General features: G+C 46.3%; 12 protein-coding genes. 10 read left to right on the forward strand and 2 right to left on the reverse strand.

The window, feature by feature from the left end; translation table 11 throughout:
* Positions 1–8 precede the first annotated feature (8 nt).
* Positions 9–1,625 carry a RagB/SusD family nutrient uptake outer membrane protein gene (locus tag AAHN97_RS03070; protein ID WP_343306090.1) on the forward strand — a complete coding sequence of 539 codons (1,617 nt, stop codon included), beginning with the start codon at positions 9–11 and terminating at the stop codon, positions 1,623–1,625.
* A gap of 449 nt (positions 1,626–2,074) precedes the next feature.
* On the opposite strand, the gene AAHN97_RS03075 is transcribed toward AAHN97_RS03070, so the two are convergent.
* A complete protein-coding gene (locus tag AAHN97_RS03075) occupies positions 2,075–2,950 on the reverse strand; it encodes an AraC family transcriptional regulator (protein ID WP_153659951.1) in 876 nt (291 codons plus the stop codon).
* Between the two features lie 293 nt (positions 2,951–3,243).
* Here AAHN97_RS03075 and AAHN97_RS03080 point away from each other — a divergent pair, with 293 nt between their 5' ends.
* From AAHN97_RS03080 to AAHN97_RS03090, 3 genes are all read left to right on the forward strand, one after another.
* The gene (locus tag AAHN97_RS03080; RefSeq protein WP_343306091.1) at positions 3,244–4,281 is read left to right on the forward strand and encodes a LacI family DNA-binding transcriptional regulator; all 1,038 of its coding nucleotides are present in this window, start codon (positions 3,244–3,246) and stop codon (positions 4,279–4,281) included.
* A gap of 683 nt (positions 4,282–4,964) precedes the next feature.
* Positions 4,965–8,249 (forward strand): SusC/RagA family TonB-linked outer membrane protein, encoded by a 3,285-nt coding sequence (locus AAHN97_RS03085; RefSeq protein ID WP_343306092.1) that lies wholly within the window; start codon positions 4,965–4,967, stop codon positions 8,247–8,249.
* A 12-nt stretch (positions 8,250–8,261) separates the two neighbouring features.
* A complete protein-coding gene (locus AAHN97_RS03090; protein ID WP_343306093.1) occupies positions 8,262–9,974 on the forward strand; it encodes a SusD/RagB family nutrient-binding outer membrane lipoprotein in 1,713 nt (570 codons plus the stop codon).
* Between the two features lie 74 nt (positions 9,975–10,048).
* On the opposite strand, the gene mutS is transcribed toward AAHN97_RS03090, so the two are convergent.
* Positions 10,049–12,646: a DNA mismatch repair protein MutS gene (mutS, locus tag AAHN97_RS03095; protein ID WP_343306094.1), complete on the reverse strand. Its 2,598-nt coding sequence runs from the start codon at positions 12,644–12,646 to the stop codon at positions 10,049–10,051.
* Between the two features lie 84 nt (positions 12,647–12,730).
* Here mutS and AAHN97_RS03100 point away from each other — a divergent pair, with 84 nt between their 5' ends.
* The 6 genes from AAHN97_RS03100 (at position 12,731) to AAHN97_RS03125 (ending at position 16,763) form a co-directional block, all read left to right on the forward strand.
* Complete coding sequence (locus tag AAHN97_RS03100) at positions 12,731–13,264, forward strand: RNA methyltransferase (RefSeq protein WP_343306095.1); 534 nt, start codon at positions 12,731–12,733, stop codon at positions 13,262–13,264.
* A 4-nt stretch (positions 13,265–13,268) separates the two neighbouring features.
* Positions 13,269–14,141, forward strand: a complete 873-nt coding sequence (locus tag AAHN97_RS03105; protein WP_343306096.1) for a UbiA-like polyprenyltransferase — start codon at positions 13,269–13,271, stop codon at positions 14,139–14,141.
* A gap of 4 nt (positions 14,142–14,145) precedes the next feature.
* On the forward strand, positions 14,146–14,562 hold the full coding sequence (gene ruvX, locus AAHN97_RS03110) for a Holliday junction resolvase RuvX (protein ID WP_074239802.1): 417 nt from the start codon (positions 14,146–14,148) through the stop codon (positions 14,560–14,562).
* A 42-nt stretch (positions 14,563–14,604) separates the two neighbouring features.
* Complete coding sequence (gene def / locus AAHN97_RS03115; protein ID WP_343306097.1) at positions 14,605–15,183, forward strand: peptide deformylase; 579 nt, start codon at positions 14,605–14,607, stop codon at positions 15,181–15,183.
* Between the two features lie 156 nt (positions 15,184–15,339).
* Complete coding sequence (locus AAHN97_RS03120) at positions 15,340–15,891, forward strand: RNA polymerase sigma factor (protein ID WP_343306098.1); 552 nt, start codon at positions 15,340–15,342, stop codon at positions 15,889–15,891.
* A gap of 50 nt (positions 15,892–15,941) precedes the next feature.
* The gene (locus AAHN97_RS03125; RefSeq protein ID WP_343306099.1) at positions 15,942–16,763 is read left to right on the forward strand and encodes an anti-sigma factor; all 822 of its coding nucleotides are present in this window, start codon (positions 15,942–15,944) and stop codon (positions 16,761–16,763) included.
* The last annotated feature ends 36 nt before the right edge of the window (positions 16,764–16,799 follow it).

A 16,799-nucleotide genomic window follows, 5' to 3' on the forward strand; every position in this document is an offset into this window, starting at 1 on the left:
AACTTACAATGATGAGAACGTTTAAATACAAACTTACCCGGAGTCTGGCCATAGCAGGGCTGAGTAGCATATTGCTCAGTGCCTGTACAAAAGATTTCGAGCGTATCAATACAAATCCCTACGGAATGAGTAAAGACGAACTGAAAGCAGATTTCAGACTAGTCGGTGAACCATTCCGCCAGATACAGTTCAATATTTTCGCCGTACAACCAGGTTGGGTAATGCAGGTGCAACAGAACCTGCAGGGAGATATTTTCTCCGGCTATATGGGTGTGCCCGGTCCTTTTGGAAACTTCGGTAACAATAATTCTACCTATAACCTCACAGATGGCTGGAACCAGGTGATGTGGGGATGTGCTTACGGTTCTTATATAGATGCACCAAACATCGCTGTAATGCCCATCGCCACGCGTATCACAAAACTGGCAGGTACGGAGTTCAATGATTTCAAAGCCTGGCTGCAGATCCTGAAAGTGGCTACCATGCACCGCATCAGCGATGTATACGGCCCGATCATCTATACCAAATATGGTGTGATCAATCCCGATAAAAGCATCGATTATGACTCTCAGAAAGATGCCTACTATGCATTTTTTGCAGACCTCAATTCAGCTATCACTACTTTAACGCCACTGGCGAACGATCCGCTGAAACCTTTTGCCCGCTTTGATCTCACATACGATGGTTCTTACAAACCATGGATCAAATTTGCGAATTCCCTGCGTCTCCGTTTGGCTATCCGCATTGCAAAGGTAGATCCTGTAAAAGCAAAACAGGAAGGTGAAGCCGCACTGGCCAACCCTGTAGGCCTGATGACTGTACCGCTTGATGATGCCCGCATCAATATTGCACCTGTAGAACATCCCTACAACGCTTTCAGCGATAGCTGGAACGATATCAGGATGGGGGCGCCCATGGAATCTATCCTCACAGGTTACAACGATCCCCGTATCAAATTATACTTCAAAACCGCTGCGGCTAAACCTGACGGTTACAAAGGTGTAAGAACAGGTATTGCATTGCCTTCAAAGATGTATGAAGATTATTCCAGGCTGGCCACTTTCCCTTCCAGGATGCAGTTAATGACTGCTGCGGAAGTATGGTTCCTGAAAGCAGAAGCTGCATTGAATGGCTGGGCAGGTGCAGGATCAGCTGCAACCAATTATGAGAACGGTGTAAAAACTTCGTTTGAACAATATGGCATTGCCGGCCAGGCTACAGCTTACCTGGCAGATAATACCAGCAAGGCCGCGCCGTATACAGATCTGAAGAACGCAGCGAACAATGTACCTGCCGGAGATCCTTATCTCAGCACGGTTACTATTCGTTGGGAAGAAGGAGATGGTGCAGCCAGGAAACTGGAGCGCATCATCACCCAAAAATGGATCGCGATGTTCCCGGAAGGGCAGGAGGCATGGACGGAATTCCGCCGTACCGGTTATCCTAAATTGTTCCCGGTTGTAGTGAACAACAGTGGAGGAAAGATCCCCACTGCCACATTCGTTCGCCGGATCAATTTTGTAACCACAGAATATGCCACTAACGCGAAAGGTGTGGAAAGAGCAGTTACTTTACTAGGTGGCCCGGACAACGGGGGAACCCGTCTCTGGTGGGACAAGCCATAAACAATAAATAGACATAGCTCATCTAACAATGAACGGCCGGCCCTTTTGGGCCGGCTTTATTTATTTAAGTGCAGGGATAATTTTCATGTGACCAGCTTTTTGTTCATTACTCAGCCGCCGTTGTGTCACTCACTTCAACGGCTTGTTCGCTATTTTTTAATAGAGAAGAAACATCTTTTTCTACACCAGTTACCAGCTACCGGTAACAATAATTCCCCTTCCCCAAAAAAAACAAAATCCTCCGCCCTCCGCTGCACGACAATCCCCGCGCAACCCCTCCAGCGAAAATAAGTATAAAAAAAAATCGACCGAAAACTGATCCCTCTTGCCTCTGATAAGCAACGGTCCAGTTTTTTCGGTCGAATTTTTTTTATGCTTATTGGGAGCGGCGGGAGAAAAAAAAGCGCAGCATTCTCCATGCTACGCCTTCTATCTTTGGTTGATAAATGCTAATTCTCCTTTAACCGCAATTCATTCTTATACTCCTTCGGCGTTTTGCCCACTATCTCCTTAAAGAACCGGTTAAAGTTCGAGAGGTTCTTAAATCCACACGAATACGCAATCTCAGCAATAGACCAATCCTCCTCCGTCAACCGCTTGCAGGCATGCCCAATCCTCACTTCATTCAGGAACTGTACAAAAGACTTCTTCGTTCTGTTCTTGAAAAAACGGCAGAAAGACTGCGGCGACAGATTAGTGATACTCGCAACATCCTGCAGGGAGATCTCCTTGGAGAAGTTGTTCATCACGTATTTGAACACCTCATCTATCTTATGATTATCCTTTACATTATAAGCATGTGAATATCCCGTACTGGCCAGGTAATAACAATCCTTGGTTTCAGACAGGGTTTTCAGGATCTGCAGCAAAGCAATGATCCGCTCCAGCCCCTCTTTTTTAGGAAGAGACAATATCTCATTACGCAAAACATCCTGCGTATTGCCAATGATCTTCATCCCACGTTGGGCACGATGAAAAAGGTCGGTAAGGGCCTTGGTTTCCGGTAAACCATAAAATTTGTCGCCAAAGATGTCTTTAGGGAAATAGATCACCACGGAGCGTGCCTTCAGCGATTCGTCATTTTTATGATAACCCTCGTCATTATACCACACATGTGGAATATTAGGCCCGAGGAATACCATATCTCCTACGTCAAAGCTTTCAATGCTGTCCCCCACAATCCGCTTACCATGACTCTCGGTAACATACACCAGTTCGCATTCGGGATGAAAATGGAAAGGTGTATTAAAATGCGGATCACAACGTTCAATTATAGTGATCTGGTTGTCGGCAAAGGCTCCCACTTTTATTAGAATGGGTTTCATATTGCTTCCTTGATTGTTTTAGTCCTATGAAAAAGCTGACAGCAGAATTCTGTCATTTTAAATTCTATTTTGCCAAATTATTAAATTTAAGTTAAAAAAATACTAGTCTGCCCTAATATCTTCAGAATATTGTAAACTTTTTTTCCGGCTGGCAGTCCCGGGCTCCCCGGGAAGGGTTTTTTCCAGCAAAAGCCCCATCTGGGGGTTATCCAGGGGCCAAATTCTTTTTGGTTTTATGTTTTTTTCCGTACCTTGTCTGTGCTAAATCGATTAAGCACGACCTATAAACTCACATGAAAGGTATATCAATCAAAGATATTGCAAAACAGGCAGGGGTATCCCCTACAACGGTTTCCTTCGTCCTCAATGGCAAAGCTAAGGAAAAGCGGATCAGTGAGCAGGTGAGCAAAAAGATCCTGAAACTGGCTGCAAAACTGAAGTATAAGCCCAACCAGCTCGCAAGAGGCCTGCGTACCGGCAAAACCAAAACCATCGGCCTTATCGTGGAGGACATCGCCAACAACTTCTTTGCCAATGTGGCCAAGATTGTGGAGGAAGAAGCAGATAAATTCGGTTATAAGGTACTGTACGGCAGCACGGAAGACAATCTCGCCAAAGCCAAAGGCCTCCTGGAAGTATTGGAATACCGCCAGGTAGATGGATATATCATTACGCCCACGCCCAACCTGGATAAGGAAATAGAAATGCTCAAGAATGCCCGGAAGCCCATGGTGCTGATGGACCGTTATCTTCCCCAGATCCCTACCAATTATGTAATGGTAGACAATTTCCAGGGCGGGTACGATGTGGCGGAATATCTCCTGAAGCTCGGATATAGTAAAATAGCGCTGGTGACCACCACCTCTGAGCAGATCCAGATGAAGGAACGGCTCAACGGATTCACCGCTGCCATGAAAGTACACCAGGCCAGCTTCCCCCGGAAAATGCTCAAAAAGATCCCTTTTTCCGGTACCCGGGAACAGGCCGTGGACCAGATCTCGGATTTTATCAAAACCATCCCTGACCTGGATGCCATTTTCTTCGCCACCAACTATCTCGGCGTTTATGGCATCGAAAGCGTAAAACAATTGGGCATGACAATAGGAGAGGACATTGCGCTTGTTAGTTTTGACGATCACGATCTTTTCCGGCTTCACACACCAAGTATCACCTGTGTGGCACAACCCATCCATGATATCGCCCGGAATCTGATCCAGGTGCTCATGAACGAACTCAATGATAATAATCACCAGCTAAACCAGGTAGTGCTGCCTGCTACACTCATTAAAAGAGAAAGCTGCAGCAAACGCGTGAAAGTGGTAGCCGGGTAATACATAATTTATATCCAACAAAAAGGGACTGGCAGAAATGCCGGTCCTTTTTTATTTGGGGGAATTTACCCGTGAAATATATATATGCTGCGGTCATTAGTGGATGATATCTGCACCAGTGACGGTTTTTATGATATTTTCATCTACTGATAAATAGGATACGCTCCCATGCAATAAAAATCCGCAGCATTTTTATTGCACACAGGAAGTAATATTTTTTTATTTCATGCATCACGTTGATGCCTATATAATATTCTCACCTGATGATGTTATTTTGCGAAATGTGATGTACATCTTAACACATCATCAAAAAAAAGTTAAATTTTCTTTTGCTCCTTTAACAAGATTCGCTAGTTTGCATGCGTTCGTTTTTCTGAACCAAATCTGTGCGTGTTTATTGAAAGTGTTGAGGTTGGTGATCACAGGTTTTTTTTATTGGTAGAATGCTAAATCGTTTTATTAGCAGGTTTCGGAGATAACGTAGTACGGAAACAAAGAAAAGGATTCAGGTAGCAATCTAATCACTCCCATTTATCAACCTGTATGTGGACTGTGCGCAAATAACCGCGTCACGGTATGAAATTGTATTGACTTGCAGCGGATGCTTTAACATCAGCTATCAACCAGTAATGGATAACTATTGTCTATTGATCACGCATTCACAATTAAAATCTAAGGAAGCTATGCGCAGGATTATTCTTCTCGCCACGTTACTGACTTTCTGCTTTGCCCCCCACGTTTGGGCACAGGAGAAAAAGGCAGTTGCCGGTACGGTCAGGGATGTAAACGGCACCCTCTTACCAGGTGTTACCGTTAAGGAAAAAGGTACGCAGAATGGTGTATTAACAGCTGCAGACGGGTCTTTTAAAATCAATGTACCCGCTTCTGCCACACTCATTTTTTCATTTATCGGATATGCTGCCCAGGAAGTACAGGTAGCAGATGGCCCGCTTGCTGTTATACTGAAAGAAGATTCCAAGAATCTGAATGAAGTAGTAGTAACAGCATTGGGTATTAAACGCGAAGCCCGCAAACTCGGTTACGCTATGACGGAACTGAAAGGCTCCGAACTTACCCGCACCAACTCCGTGAACCCAGTTGCTGCATTGCAGGGGAAAGTAGCAGGGGTGGACATTTCCGGAGCTGCCGGAGGTCCGCAGGCTGCTAATCGTATCGTACTTCGCGGTGCCAAATCACTGAACGGTAAAGACCAACCCATCTTTATTATAGATGGTGTGATCTTCGAAAATGAAGACGCAGATAATGCCGTAAACTTTGGTAACGTACTGAAGAATTTTAACCCGGACGATTTTGAAACAGTGTCTGTACTGAAAGGTGCAGCCGCTACTGCATTATATGGGTCACGTGCTATCAACGGCGCCATCCTCATCACCACCAAAAAAGGCCTCACCCGTAAAGGTCTTGGTGTAGATGTTAGTCAGACGGTTCAGTTCGAACATGTATACCGTGGCCCTATCGCATTGCAGAATGTATATGGCGGCGGAACAGATGGTAAGTTCACCAAGGATGCACAGGGTAATGATGTGATCGTTCCCGGCGGTAACAGCTTTGGTCCTAAAATGCAGGGCCAAATGGCTAAACTCCCCAATGGTGATATCGTTCCTTACAGCCCCATGCCGGATAATGCCACAGATGGCTACCAGCTTGGAAAATATTCCAATACGAATGTGGCTGTGGAAGGTGGAACAGATAAAGCAAACTTCCGCTTTTCCTATTCTCACCTGGATAACAACAGCGTAATGCCGAACAACAAATTCTCCAGAGACAACTTCTCCCTGAAAACTTCTGCCGTACTCTCTAAATGGCTCAGCGCAGAAGGCGGCTTTACCTATTCATTCTCCAAAACACTCAATCCTACCGCACAGGGAGGTGACTATACCAGCCAGAACATTGGCCGTAAATGGATCTATGTATTCCCTCGTAACTACGATCCCGCTTACTGGAGCGCCCGCTATCTTGGACCCACTCCCGGTAAACAGGACCTGATGGATTACCTCGGTTCTTATCCTGGTGCTGACTACTGGTTTGCATTGAACAACGACAGGTGGATGCATAACGAAAACCTGATGATGGGAAATCTCTCCCTCAACGCAACAGCAACAGACTGGCTGAAATTCCTCGTGCGTGGTACTTTCAGTAATGAACAGAATAAAGACGATCGCCGTGAACTGGGCTGGGGTGTTAATTTTGGCGGCTCACGTGGTTTGTATGCCTACTCCGGTATCAACAAAACCCAATATACTTTCACCGGTATGGCTATGTTCACACCCAAGCTGAACGATGACTTCAGCCTGAATGTAAACCTCGGTGCTGAAACCTGGAACTCCGGCATCGGTAACCAATACAGCGCCAGAACTACCAATGGTCTTTTGATCCCCGGTAAGTTCACTGTGAGCAACAGCATCGGCCCTGTTGATACACGTAATAATAAAAACCTGGCCCGCAAACAGATCAATGCTGTGTTCGCATCCGCCAGCCTTTCTTATAAGAACGCTTTCTTCCTGGATGTAACAGGCCGTAACGACTGGTCTTCTGCACTCGCTTATCCATTGGGTGGTGGTAACTACTCTTACTTCTATCCTTCAGTAAGTGCTGCATGGGAGTTCACTGAAACCTATAAATCACAACTGCCTTCCTGGATTTCTTATGGTAAAGTAAGGGCCTCTTATGCAGTAGTGGGTGGAGACACTGATCCATTCCAGCTGAACAGCGGATACATCATGGAAGAAATATGGAATGGTGGTCCGAACAGCGGATACCTCTATTATCCTTACAACAAAGACACATATCCGAATGATAACCTGAAACCTTCCATGGCGCACTCTTTTGAAGTGGGCGCCGATGTGAGGTTCCTCAACAACAGGATCGGTTTGGATGTGGCATTGTATAAAACAAACATCAAAGATCAGATCCTGAAACTGGATGTACCTACTGAATCCGGTGTGAAGAATAAATTCATCAACGCCGGTAACTTCCAGAACCAGGGTATTGAGATCGCCATCAATGGCCGTCCGGTCCAGGGCAAAAACTTCCAGTGGGATGTAAACCTGAACGGTAGCCGCAACACCAATAAGATCGTTGAACTCACGCCCGGTGTGAACACCTACGAAATGGGCAACGACCAGGACGTACGTGTAATTGCACAAGTGGGCCGTCCATATGGTGTGCTGGTGACCAACTACGGTTACACGCCTTATAAGTCTACTGATCCAACCAAGAACGGTAAACCCGTTATTGAAACATCTACTTCCTTTCCGGTTCAATACAAACGCAGTTATGCTGAAGTGGGTAACATCACGCCTGATTTCAACCTGGGCCTGAGCAACAACTTCACTTACAAGAACTGGAACCTGAGCGTATTGCTGCAGGCACGTGTGGGAGGAGATATCTTCTCTGCTTCTCACCAATACGGAACTGGCCGTGGTACAGTTGAAAGCACATTGCCTGGCCGTGATGCCGCATCAGGTGGCCTGGCATGGACAGATGATCAGGGTGTGCAACGTAACGATGGTATGATCCCGGATGGGGTGTTTGGTGCTGGTATGAAAGGAACAACCGCTACTGGTAAAACACAGGACATTAGCGGCATGAGCTACCGTGAAGCATATGATAAAGGTTATGTAAATCCTTTAACACCTTATCAGTATTACAGCATGATAGGAGAGTGGGGTATCGGTATCCGCCAGGCTTCTGTATTTGATGCGTCTTATGTAGCGCTGCGCGAAGTTTCCCTGGGTTATACTTTCCCTGCTAAGATGATCGAACGCCTGAAACTGACGAAAGCACGTGTGATGCTGGTAGGCCGTAACCTCGGTTACCTGTTCAACAACCTGCCGGATAACATCAACCCGGAAAGTCTGCGTAACAACAGCACTTTCGCTTTCTCTGAATATGGTGGTGCGCCTTTTATCCGCAACATGGCAATAACGGTTCAACTTGGTTTCTAATTTTCAAAAAGGATGATGATGAATATCAAACATAAATTAGGCATCGGCGTATTGGCCATCGCAACCTTTGCGAGCGCTTGTACAAAGAATTTTGCTGAATACAATACAGACCCGGAAGTATCTCCCACACTGCCGCCTGAATATATGATCACTTCTTCCCAGAAGGCAATGGTAGACAGGGATTTCGACTGGTATTATGATAATTATGGTTACCTGATGCGCTGGATGCAGTTCACAGTAGCTTTTCCTGCAGGTAATGTGGCTGGTATGTTCGGTGCACAGAATGTGAACGATTATTACCAGGCTTTCTATACAAACATCGGCCGTAACCTCGTAGAGATCGAAAAGATCGTGGGTAAAATGCCGGAAGCAGATCGCAGCCAGTACCGTAACCTCATTGCGATTGCACGGATCCATAAAGCATTTGCCGCATTCCGTGTGTCTGATGTGAATGGTTCTATTCCATACACAGAAGCACTTAGAGCACGCGAAACAGCTAATTTCACACCGGTATATGATAGCCAGGAGAAACTATTTGCCACTTTGGACACAGAGCTGAAAGGTGCAGTGGATTCCCTGGTGAAACCTGCAGCGGGGCAAATATCTTATGGCACATACGATATGTTCTATACCAATGCAGCCACGGCAACTGCTAATTACGCTAAAACTGCTAACGTACTACGGTTAAAGATCGCGATGCGTTTACTGAAGCGGAATGCTGCCAAAACAAAACAGATCGTGGATGATGTACTCGCCAGCGCAGGCGGTGTATACACCAGCAACGAGGAGGAATGGAAATTCATCTCCGGAACAAACTTTGCCCGTGGCGGTAACTGGGGTTCCCAGGGAAATAATTCCAGTGCAGCCGGCCGTAATATGCTGAACTTCCTGCGTACGCATACGGATCCGCGTCTTCGCCTGTTCTATAAAAAGAATGGCATGACGAAGGAACGTTTCGATTATATTAAACTGGGTGGCGGTTTTCCTGAAACAGCTGTGTACAACCCGGAACGTTATGTGGGTTTACCGGTTAGTCCTGATGCCGTGAGCCTGCCTGCAAACGTGAACCTCTTTGGTACAAAAACTTACAGCCTTGTATTTGCAGATGGAAGAAAAGAAAATGTAACAGTAGATACATTATCTCAATATCAGAACAGGCTGTTTGATCTTTCCGGCGATGGTGGTGCAAATGGCCAGTACACACAACCTTTGCTCACATATGCAGAATACTGCTTCATCATGTCCGAACTCGCTGTGCGTAACATTATCACACAGGATGCAAAAACATGGTATGACAAAGGTGTAACTGCTTCTATCCAGGCCTACGATGCTATGGGTAAGATTGCAGGTGTTGTAGAATACAGTGCCGTAACGCCTGCAGAGATAGATACCTACCTGCAAAATGCGGATATCGCTTTCGCAGGAACGGATGAGCAGAAGCTGGAAAAGATCGGCGTGCAGAATTTCCTGAACCATTTCAAATCTCCATGGGAAGCATGGGGTAGCTGGAAAAGGCTGGGTATTCCAAAACAAGGTGGCATCTTACCAATGGAGCCAGTAATGATCGGTGGTGTGGAAGGTGCAATCCCCCGCCGCTGGCAATTACCGATCCCCAATTCATTGAACATAACGAACTACAATAACGCCCTCGCTGAAATGCAGACGAGTGGTGAGTACGGCAGCCCTAACCAGCTGACCGGACGCGTATGGTGGGATAAACAGTGATCTTGAAAAAAGAGAAGCCGTCTCGAAGGAGACGGCTTTTTTTATTTTATAAAGGATTTTCGCTGGCTCTCAACCTACTGCAACAACTCCTTAATCTCACTCAATTTCAACAAAGCCTCTACCGGCGTCAACCTGTTAATATCAACAGACTCCAGCTTCTCCCTTATATCCTTGAAAGTATCACTATGCGCATCAAAAATACTCAGCTGCACTTTCTGAATCGGCGCAGCAATCTGTTCCATAGGCGCCGCAATATGCTGACTTTCCAACTGTGTAAGTATCTCATTCGCCCTATCGATCAACTGCGGAGGCATTCCTGCAATCTTCGCCACATGAATACCAAAGCTATGCCTGCTACCTCCAGGCGCCAGTTTGCGAAGGAAGATGATCTTATTCCCCACTTCTTTATTGGTGATATGAAAATTCTTCACCCGGCTGTGCTTATTTTCCAGCTCATTCAACTCATGATAGTGCGTGGCAAATAATGTTTTAGGCCGGTGAGGCGTCATATCATGCAGGTAATCCACAATGCTCCAGGCAATAGAGATCCCATCATATGTACTGGTACCCCGGCCAATTTCATCCAGGATGATCAGGCTCCTCGGTGTAAGGTTATTAATGATACTCGCCGTTTCATTCATTTCCACCATGAAAGTACTTTCCCCACCACTCAGGTTATCAGAAGCTCCTACACGCGTGAATATCTTATCCGTCAGCCCGATCTCTGCAGCGGAAGCAGGCACAAAACTACCCATATGCGCCATCAAAGTGATCAGCGCAGTTTGTCTTAATAAAGCAGATTTACCACTCATGTTGGGCCCGGTGAGAATGATCACTTGCTGTTCATTCTGATGCAACAGCAGATCATTGGTAACATAAGCCTCTCCGGTAGGCAGCCCCTGTTCAATTACAGGATGCCTTCCATCTTTAATATCAATAAAGTACGCATCCGTAACATTCGGACGGCGGTATTTAAATTGAACGGCATTATGCGCAAAGCAAAGCAGGCAATCCAGGCGGCCAAGCGCCTGCGCATTACGCTGAATGGGAAGAATGTATTCCTGCAACGCAAGCAGCAATGCATCATACAATTGTATTTCCAGCACCTGTATCTTATCTTCCGCACCGGTGATCTTCTCTTCGTATTCTTTCAGTTCCGGTGTGATATATCTTTCTGCATTGGCCAGCGTTTGTTTACGGATCCAGTTGGCAGGTACTTTATTCTTGTGGGTATTGGTTACTTCCAGGTAATAACCGAATACATTATTAAAAGCCACTTTAAGGGAAGGAATACCCGTAGCCTCAGATTCCTGCTGCTGAATGCGCAGGAGATATTCCTTACCGGAAGTAGCGATGGCCCGCAGATCATCTAATTCAGCATGAACACCTTCCCGGATCACACCACCTTTATTAGCCAGTACCGGAGGGTTATCTGATATTTCAGCCAGGATCTTTTCGAGGATAGTAAAACAGGGATCCAGCAACCCATGTAATTCCTGTAAAAGTCCGGTGCCCGCATTGGAAAGCAGCTCTTTAATAGCCGTCACCTGTTGCAGGGAACGCGCCAGTTGCATCACCTCCCTTGGATTGATCTTCCGCAGAGGAATTTTAGACACCAGCCGTTCCAGGTCACCCACTGATTTGAGATGTTGCTGCAGGGCATGGGTCCGGTCAGCTTCTTTGATCAGGTCTTCCACCGTATCCAGCCTTTCGTGAATGCGTGTGAGATCACGCAGGGGAAATACGATCCAGCGTTTCAATAAACGTGCACCCATTGGCGTGAGTGTGTTGTCGAGGGTGCCAATGAGGGATTTTCCCTGCTCCACCGTGCTTTGCAGCAGTTCCAGGTTACGGATGGTAAAGCGGTCCATCCAGAGGAAATCATCCTGGTCTATCCGTTGAATGGCAGTGATATGCTGCAGGTGAGGGTGTTCCGTATCTTTCAGATAGTGCATGGTGGCACCTGCGGCAATCACCGCATCAGTGAGGTCTTCCACACCAAATCCTTTGAGGGAATGTGTCCCGAAGTGTTTATGCAGTACCTCGCGGGCATAATTATTCGTAAAGATCCACTCCTCCAGTGTGTAGGTATAGAAGCGGGAACCGAACGTTTGCCTGAAATGTTTTTGCTGTTGCTTGGCAAAGATCACCTCCGCGGGGCGGAAGCTTTGTAGTAATTTATCGATGTATTCCGTACTGCCCTGCGCAGCAAATAATTCCCCGGTGGAAATATCCAGGAAAGCCACGCCGGTGTTATTCAATCCAAAATGTACCGCAGCCAGGAAGTTGTTCGTGCTGTTTTCCAGCAGCTTGTCGTTCACCGCCACACCGGGAGTGATCATTTCTGTTACACCCCGTTTCACAATCCCTTTCACCGTTTTAGGGTCTTCCAGCTGATCGCAAACAGCCACGCGGTGACCTGCCTTCACCAATTTGTGCAGGTAGGTTTCCAGCGAATGGTAAGGGAAGCCGGCCAGGTCTATATAAGCAGCACTGCCATTGGCCCTTTTAGTGAGTACAATACCTAATACCTTGGAAGCTATTACAGCATCTTCATTGAATGTTTCATAAAAATCCCCCACCCTGAAAAGCAGCACTGCATCAGGATATTTGGCCTTAATAGCCTTATGCTGCGCCATGAGGGGTGTTTCTTCCGATTTGCTTTTAGCCATGCGGCAAATATAGTAGAAAAGACAATTAATGACCCGATCAAAACAGGGTGCCCGCATTAACCGGGCTTCAACTATCTTTGCAGGATGCGTAAATTGAACATGCATGAACTGGGCCGGAAAACGGTCAGCGAGTTTAAGGCGGCAGACAAAACCCCGCTGGTGCTCGTGCTGGATAATGTACGGAGCATGCACAATGTAGGATCTGTATTCAGAACGGCAGACGCCTTTCTGGTACAGGGTATTATATTATGTGGGTATACCCCCGTTCCACCGCACAGGGATATTCAGAAAACTGCCCTCGGTGCTACAGAAACAGTGGAATGGCAGTATTTTGCCACAACCGTGGAAGCGGTGAATGCGTTAAAAGAAGAGGGATATACCATTATGGCCATCGAGCAGGCAGCACAAAGTGTGATGCTGGATAGCTTTAAACCTTCGCAGACGCCGCTGGCACTGGTATTTGGCAATGAAGTTTCCGGCGTGGATGCGGAAGTAATGAAACTGGTGGATGGTTGTATCGAGATACCGCAACTGGGAATGAAACACTCGCTTAACATTTCCGTGAGCACAGGTATCGTAATTTGGGACCTGTTCTGTAAATTAAAAACTGAAAACTAGCCATATGAGTTCACCTGTTATCCGGAATTACCTGTCGCTCGTAAAATTCAGCCACACCATTTTTGCCATGCCCTTTGCCATGATCGGATTCTTCCTGGCAGTGACCTGGGCAGGGTATTCATTCAACTGGACCAAACTTTTACTGGTGGTACTTTGCATGGTCTTCGCACGCAGTGCGGCCATGGCTTTCAACCGCTGGCTGGATGCGGATTTTGATAAAAAGAACCCCCGTACCGCACAAAGAGAGATCCCTGCCGGCATCATTTCCGCTTCCAATGCTTTATATTTCGTGATCGGCAATGCAGTGTTGTTCATGGCCAGCACCTGGTTCATCAATCCCGTATGTTTCTTTTTATCTCCCATAGCCCTGATCGTTGTATTGGGTTATAGCTATACCAAACGTTTTACGGCATTGTGCCATTTGATACTCGGTATTGGCCTGTCGCTTGCACCCATCGGGGCATTTCTGGCAGTGACCGGCCGTTTTGCGGTATTGCCTGTTCTGCTGAGTTTCCTGGTATTGTGCTGGGTATCCGGTTTTGATATCATCTATGCTTTACAGGATGAGGAGTTCGACAAATCGCAGCAATTGCATTCTATTCCTGCCTGGTTAGGGAAAGCAGGAGGGCTGCGGTTTTCAGAAGCATTACACCTGGTGGCGGCCGGATTGGCTGTTACCATTGGACTGCTGGGAGGTTTTCACTGGCTGTACTGGATAGGTGCCGGTGTTTTTATCCTGATGTTATTTATGCAGCACAGGCTGGTAAAACCCAACGATCTTTCCCGGGTGAACCTGGCTTTTATGACAACGAATGGTATCGCAAGCGTGGTTTTTGCCGTGTTTGCCATTGCAGATATGTTTATATTAAATCAATAGGAATATGCCCAGGATAATGGCTATCGATTACGGGAAAAAAAGAACAGGGCTGGCGGTGACGGATCCGCTGAAGATCATAGCCAGTGGGCTGGGCACAGTTCCTTCACATGAACTGATCCCTTACCTCAAAAAATACTTTGCAGCAGAGCCGGTGGAGCTCATCCTGATAGGCCTGCCGCGTAACCTGGATGGCAGTGCCACAGATGCTACGGCGCTGGTGGAAGAATGCATCCGCATTCTGCAGAAACATTTTCCGGATATGCCGCTGAAAAAAGTAGATGAACGTTTCACCTCAAAGATGGCTTTTCAGAGTATGCTGGATAGTGGAATGAAGAAAAAAGACAGGCAGAATAAGGGTTTGGTGGATGAGATCAGCGCAACGATCATCCTGCAGGAATACCTGCAGCATACCGCTAGCTGAAAAAACCTTACTTTTGCTTTCAAATTTTGATCAATTTACCAGATGATATTACCAATAGTCGCCTACGGCAGCCAGGTTTTAAGAGAAGTAAGCCAGGATATCACCCCCGATTATCCAGGTCTGCAAACGCTGATCGATAATATGTGGGAAACCATGTATGCCTCCAGTGGGGTAGGGCTCGCAGCACCACAGATCAACAAACCCATCCGCCTCTTCGTCATTGATAGTGAACAGATTATCAATAATCTTGAAGAAGATGAAGTGAACGCTTACCCCGGTGACCTGGGTATTAAACAAGTGTTCATCAATGCAAGGATCGTTGAAACAGAAGGAGAAGAATGGCCTTACCAGGAAGGTTGCCTGAGCATCCCCAAGATCCGGGAAGACGTATACCGCCCTGAAAAGGTGACTATCCGTTATGTGGACGAAAACTTTAAAGAACACGAAAAAACATTCCATGGTATCACCGCCCGCGTGATCTTCCATGAATATGATCATATAGAAGGAAAACTGTTCATCGACTACCTTAAACCATTGAAAAAGCGCCTGTTAAAAAGCAGGCTGGACGATATTTCCAAAGGAAAGATCAAGGTGGATTATAAGATGACCTTCGCTAAATAGTTAAATTTCTTCCAGCATATTTGTCAGGGACCGGTTATTACCGGTCCCTGTTTCATTTTAGCTATTCTTTAACAGCTATTTAAAATTATTATGCCTAAGAATTTTATATTGTAATAATTTTCCCTATTTTAGTGCCACTATTTTCGATAATTACATTTGGGAACTGCAAACACATACACTGAAGCCGAATTGGTCCAGGGTCTTAAAGACCGGGATCAGGTAATATTTGGTTACCTGTATGACAACTATTCTCCCGCTCTCTACGGGGTAGTTCTTAAAGTCCTCAACGACGAAGCCGCGGCAAGCGATGTTCTCCAGGAAGTCTTTCTGAAAATTTGGCGGAGCATAGAAAAATATGACACAGAGAAAGGGCGTCTCTTTACCTGGATGCTCAATATTGCCCGCAATTCTGCTATAGATTCATTACGCTCTAAAGCCCACAAGCTGGATCAAAAAATCCAGGAGCTCAGTAATGACGTATATCATCATACAAGTCACTTAACGGTTCATCCCTCCGTGGATCACCTGGGCCTCACCAAGGTGTTGGAAAAGCTCAACAAAGAACAACGAATCATTATTGACCTAGCTTATTACAAAGGTTGCACCCAGGAAGAAATAGCCAAGGTGCTGGATATTCCTTTGGGTACCGTGAAGACCAGAATGAGAAACGCGATTATTCAACTTAGAAATATTCTAAAAACGATTTAGTAAAAGTGGATGTACAACGTTACATATCATCCGGAATAATTGAAAGCTACGTGGCTGGCTTAGCTACGGACCAGGAGGTCCGGGAGCTGAACGCTGCGATGGCCCAATATCCGGAAATAAAAGCTGCGGCAGATGCTGCTCAGCTTGATATGGAGCGCTATATCCAGATGCAGGCGGTTCCGCCTCCTGCTACTGTGAAAGACAGGGTTTTCCAGATCGTGAATAATGAAGGTGTGGAAACAGCAGTACCGGTTAGCGGTTCTTCTGTACCGGCCAGCTTATATGAAGATGCATATGCAGATGAAGATAAACCTGCAAGGGTGATCTCCGCTGCACGCAAATGGCAGTGGGTAGCTGCTGCAGCCATCGCAGGCCTGATCACCAGTATCGCATTCAACGTCACTTACCTGAACAGTTCCAAAGAATGGAAAGGTAAATATGAAGCGCTGCTTGTAGACCAGACCAAGGTACTCGCACAAAGTGAAGTATATCAGACGAAGATGAAACAATCCGATGATATGCTCGCGATGATGCGCAACCCGGATGTGAAAGCAGTGCGTATGTTCACGGCATCCAAAGACAGGCCCAATCTACTGGCTACTGTTTTCTGGAACCCGAAGACCAAAGACGTGATGCTCACTGTTAATAATCTCCCTGAACCAGCTGCAGATCAACAGTACCAACTCTGGGCCATCGTAAATGGCGTACCGGTAGATGCAGGTGTGTTCGAAATGGGCGATACCGCTAAAGGCTTCCAGAAAATGAAAGCCATTGAAGGCGCGCAAATGTTTGCCGTTACCCTTGAAAAGAAAGGTGGTAGCCCAACACCAACACTTACCGCTATGTACGTAGCCGGTAAAGTATCCAGCTGATAAAACTTACTTCCCTCCCCATCTCATAAGCCTGAA

It is taken from the genome of Chitinophaga niabensis (assembly GCF_039545795.1).
GTDB lineage: Bacteria > Bacteroidota > Bacteroidia > Chitinophagales > Chitinophagaceae > Chitinophaga > Chitinophaga niabensis_B.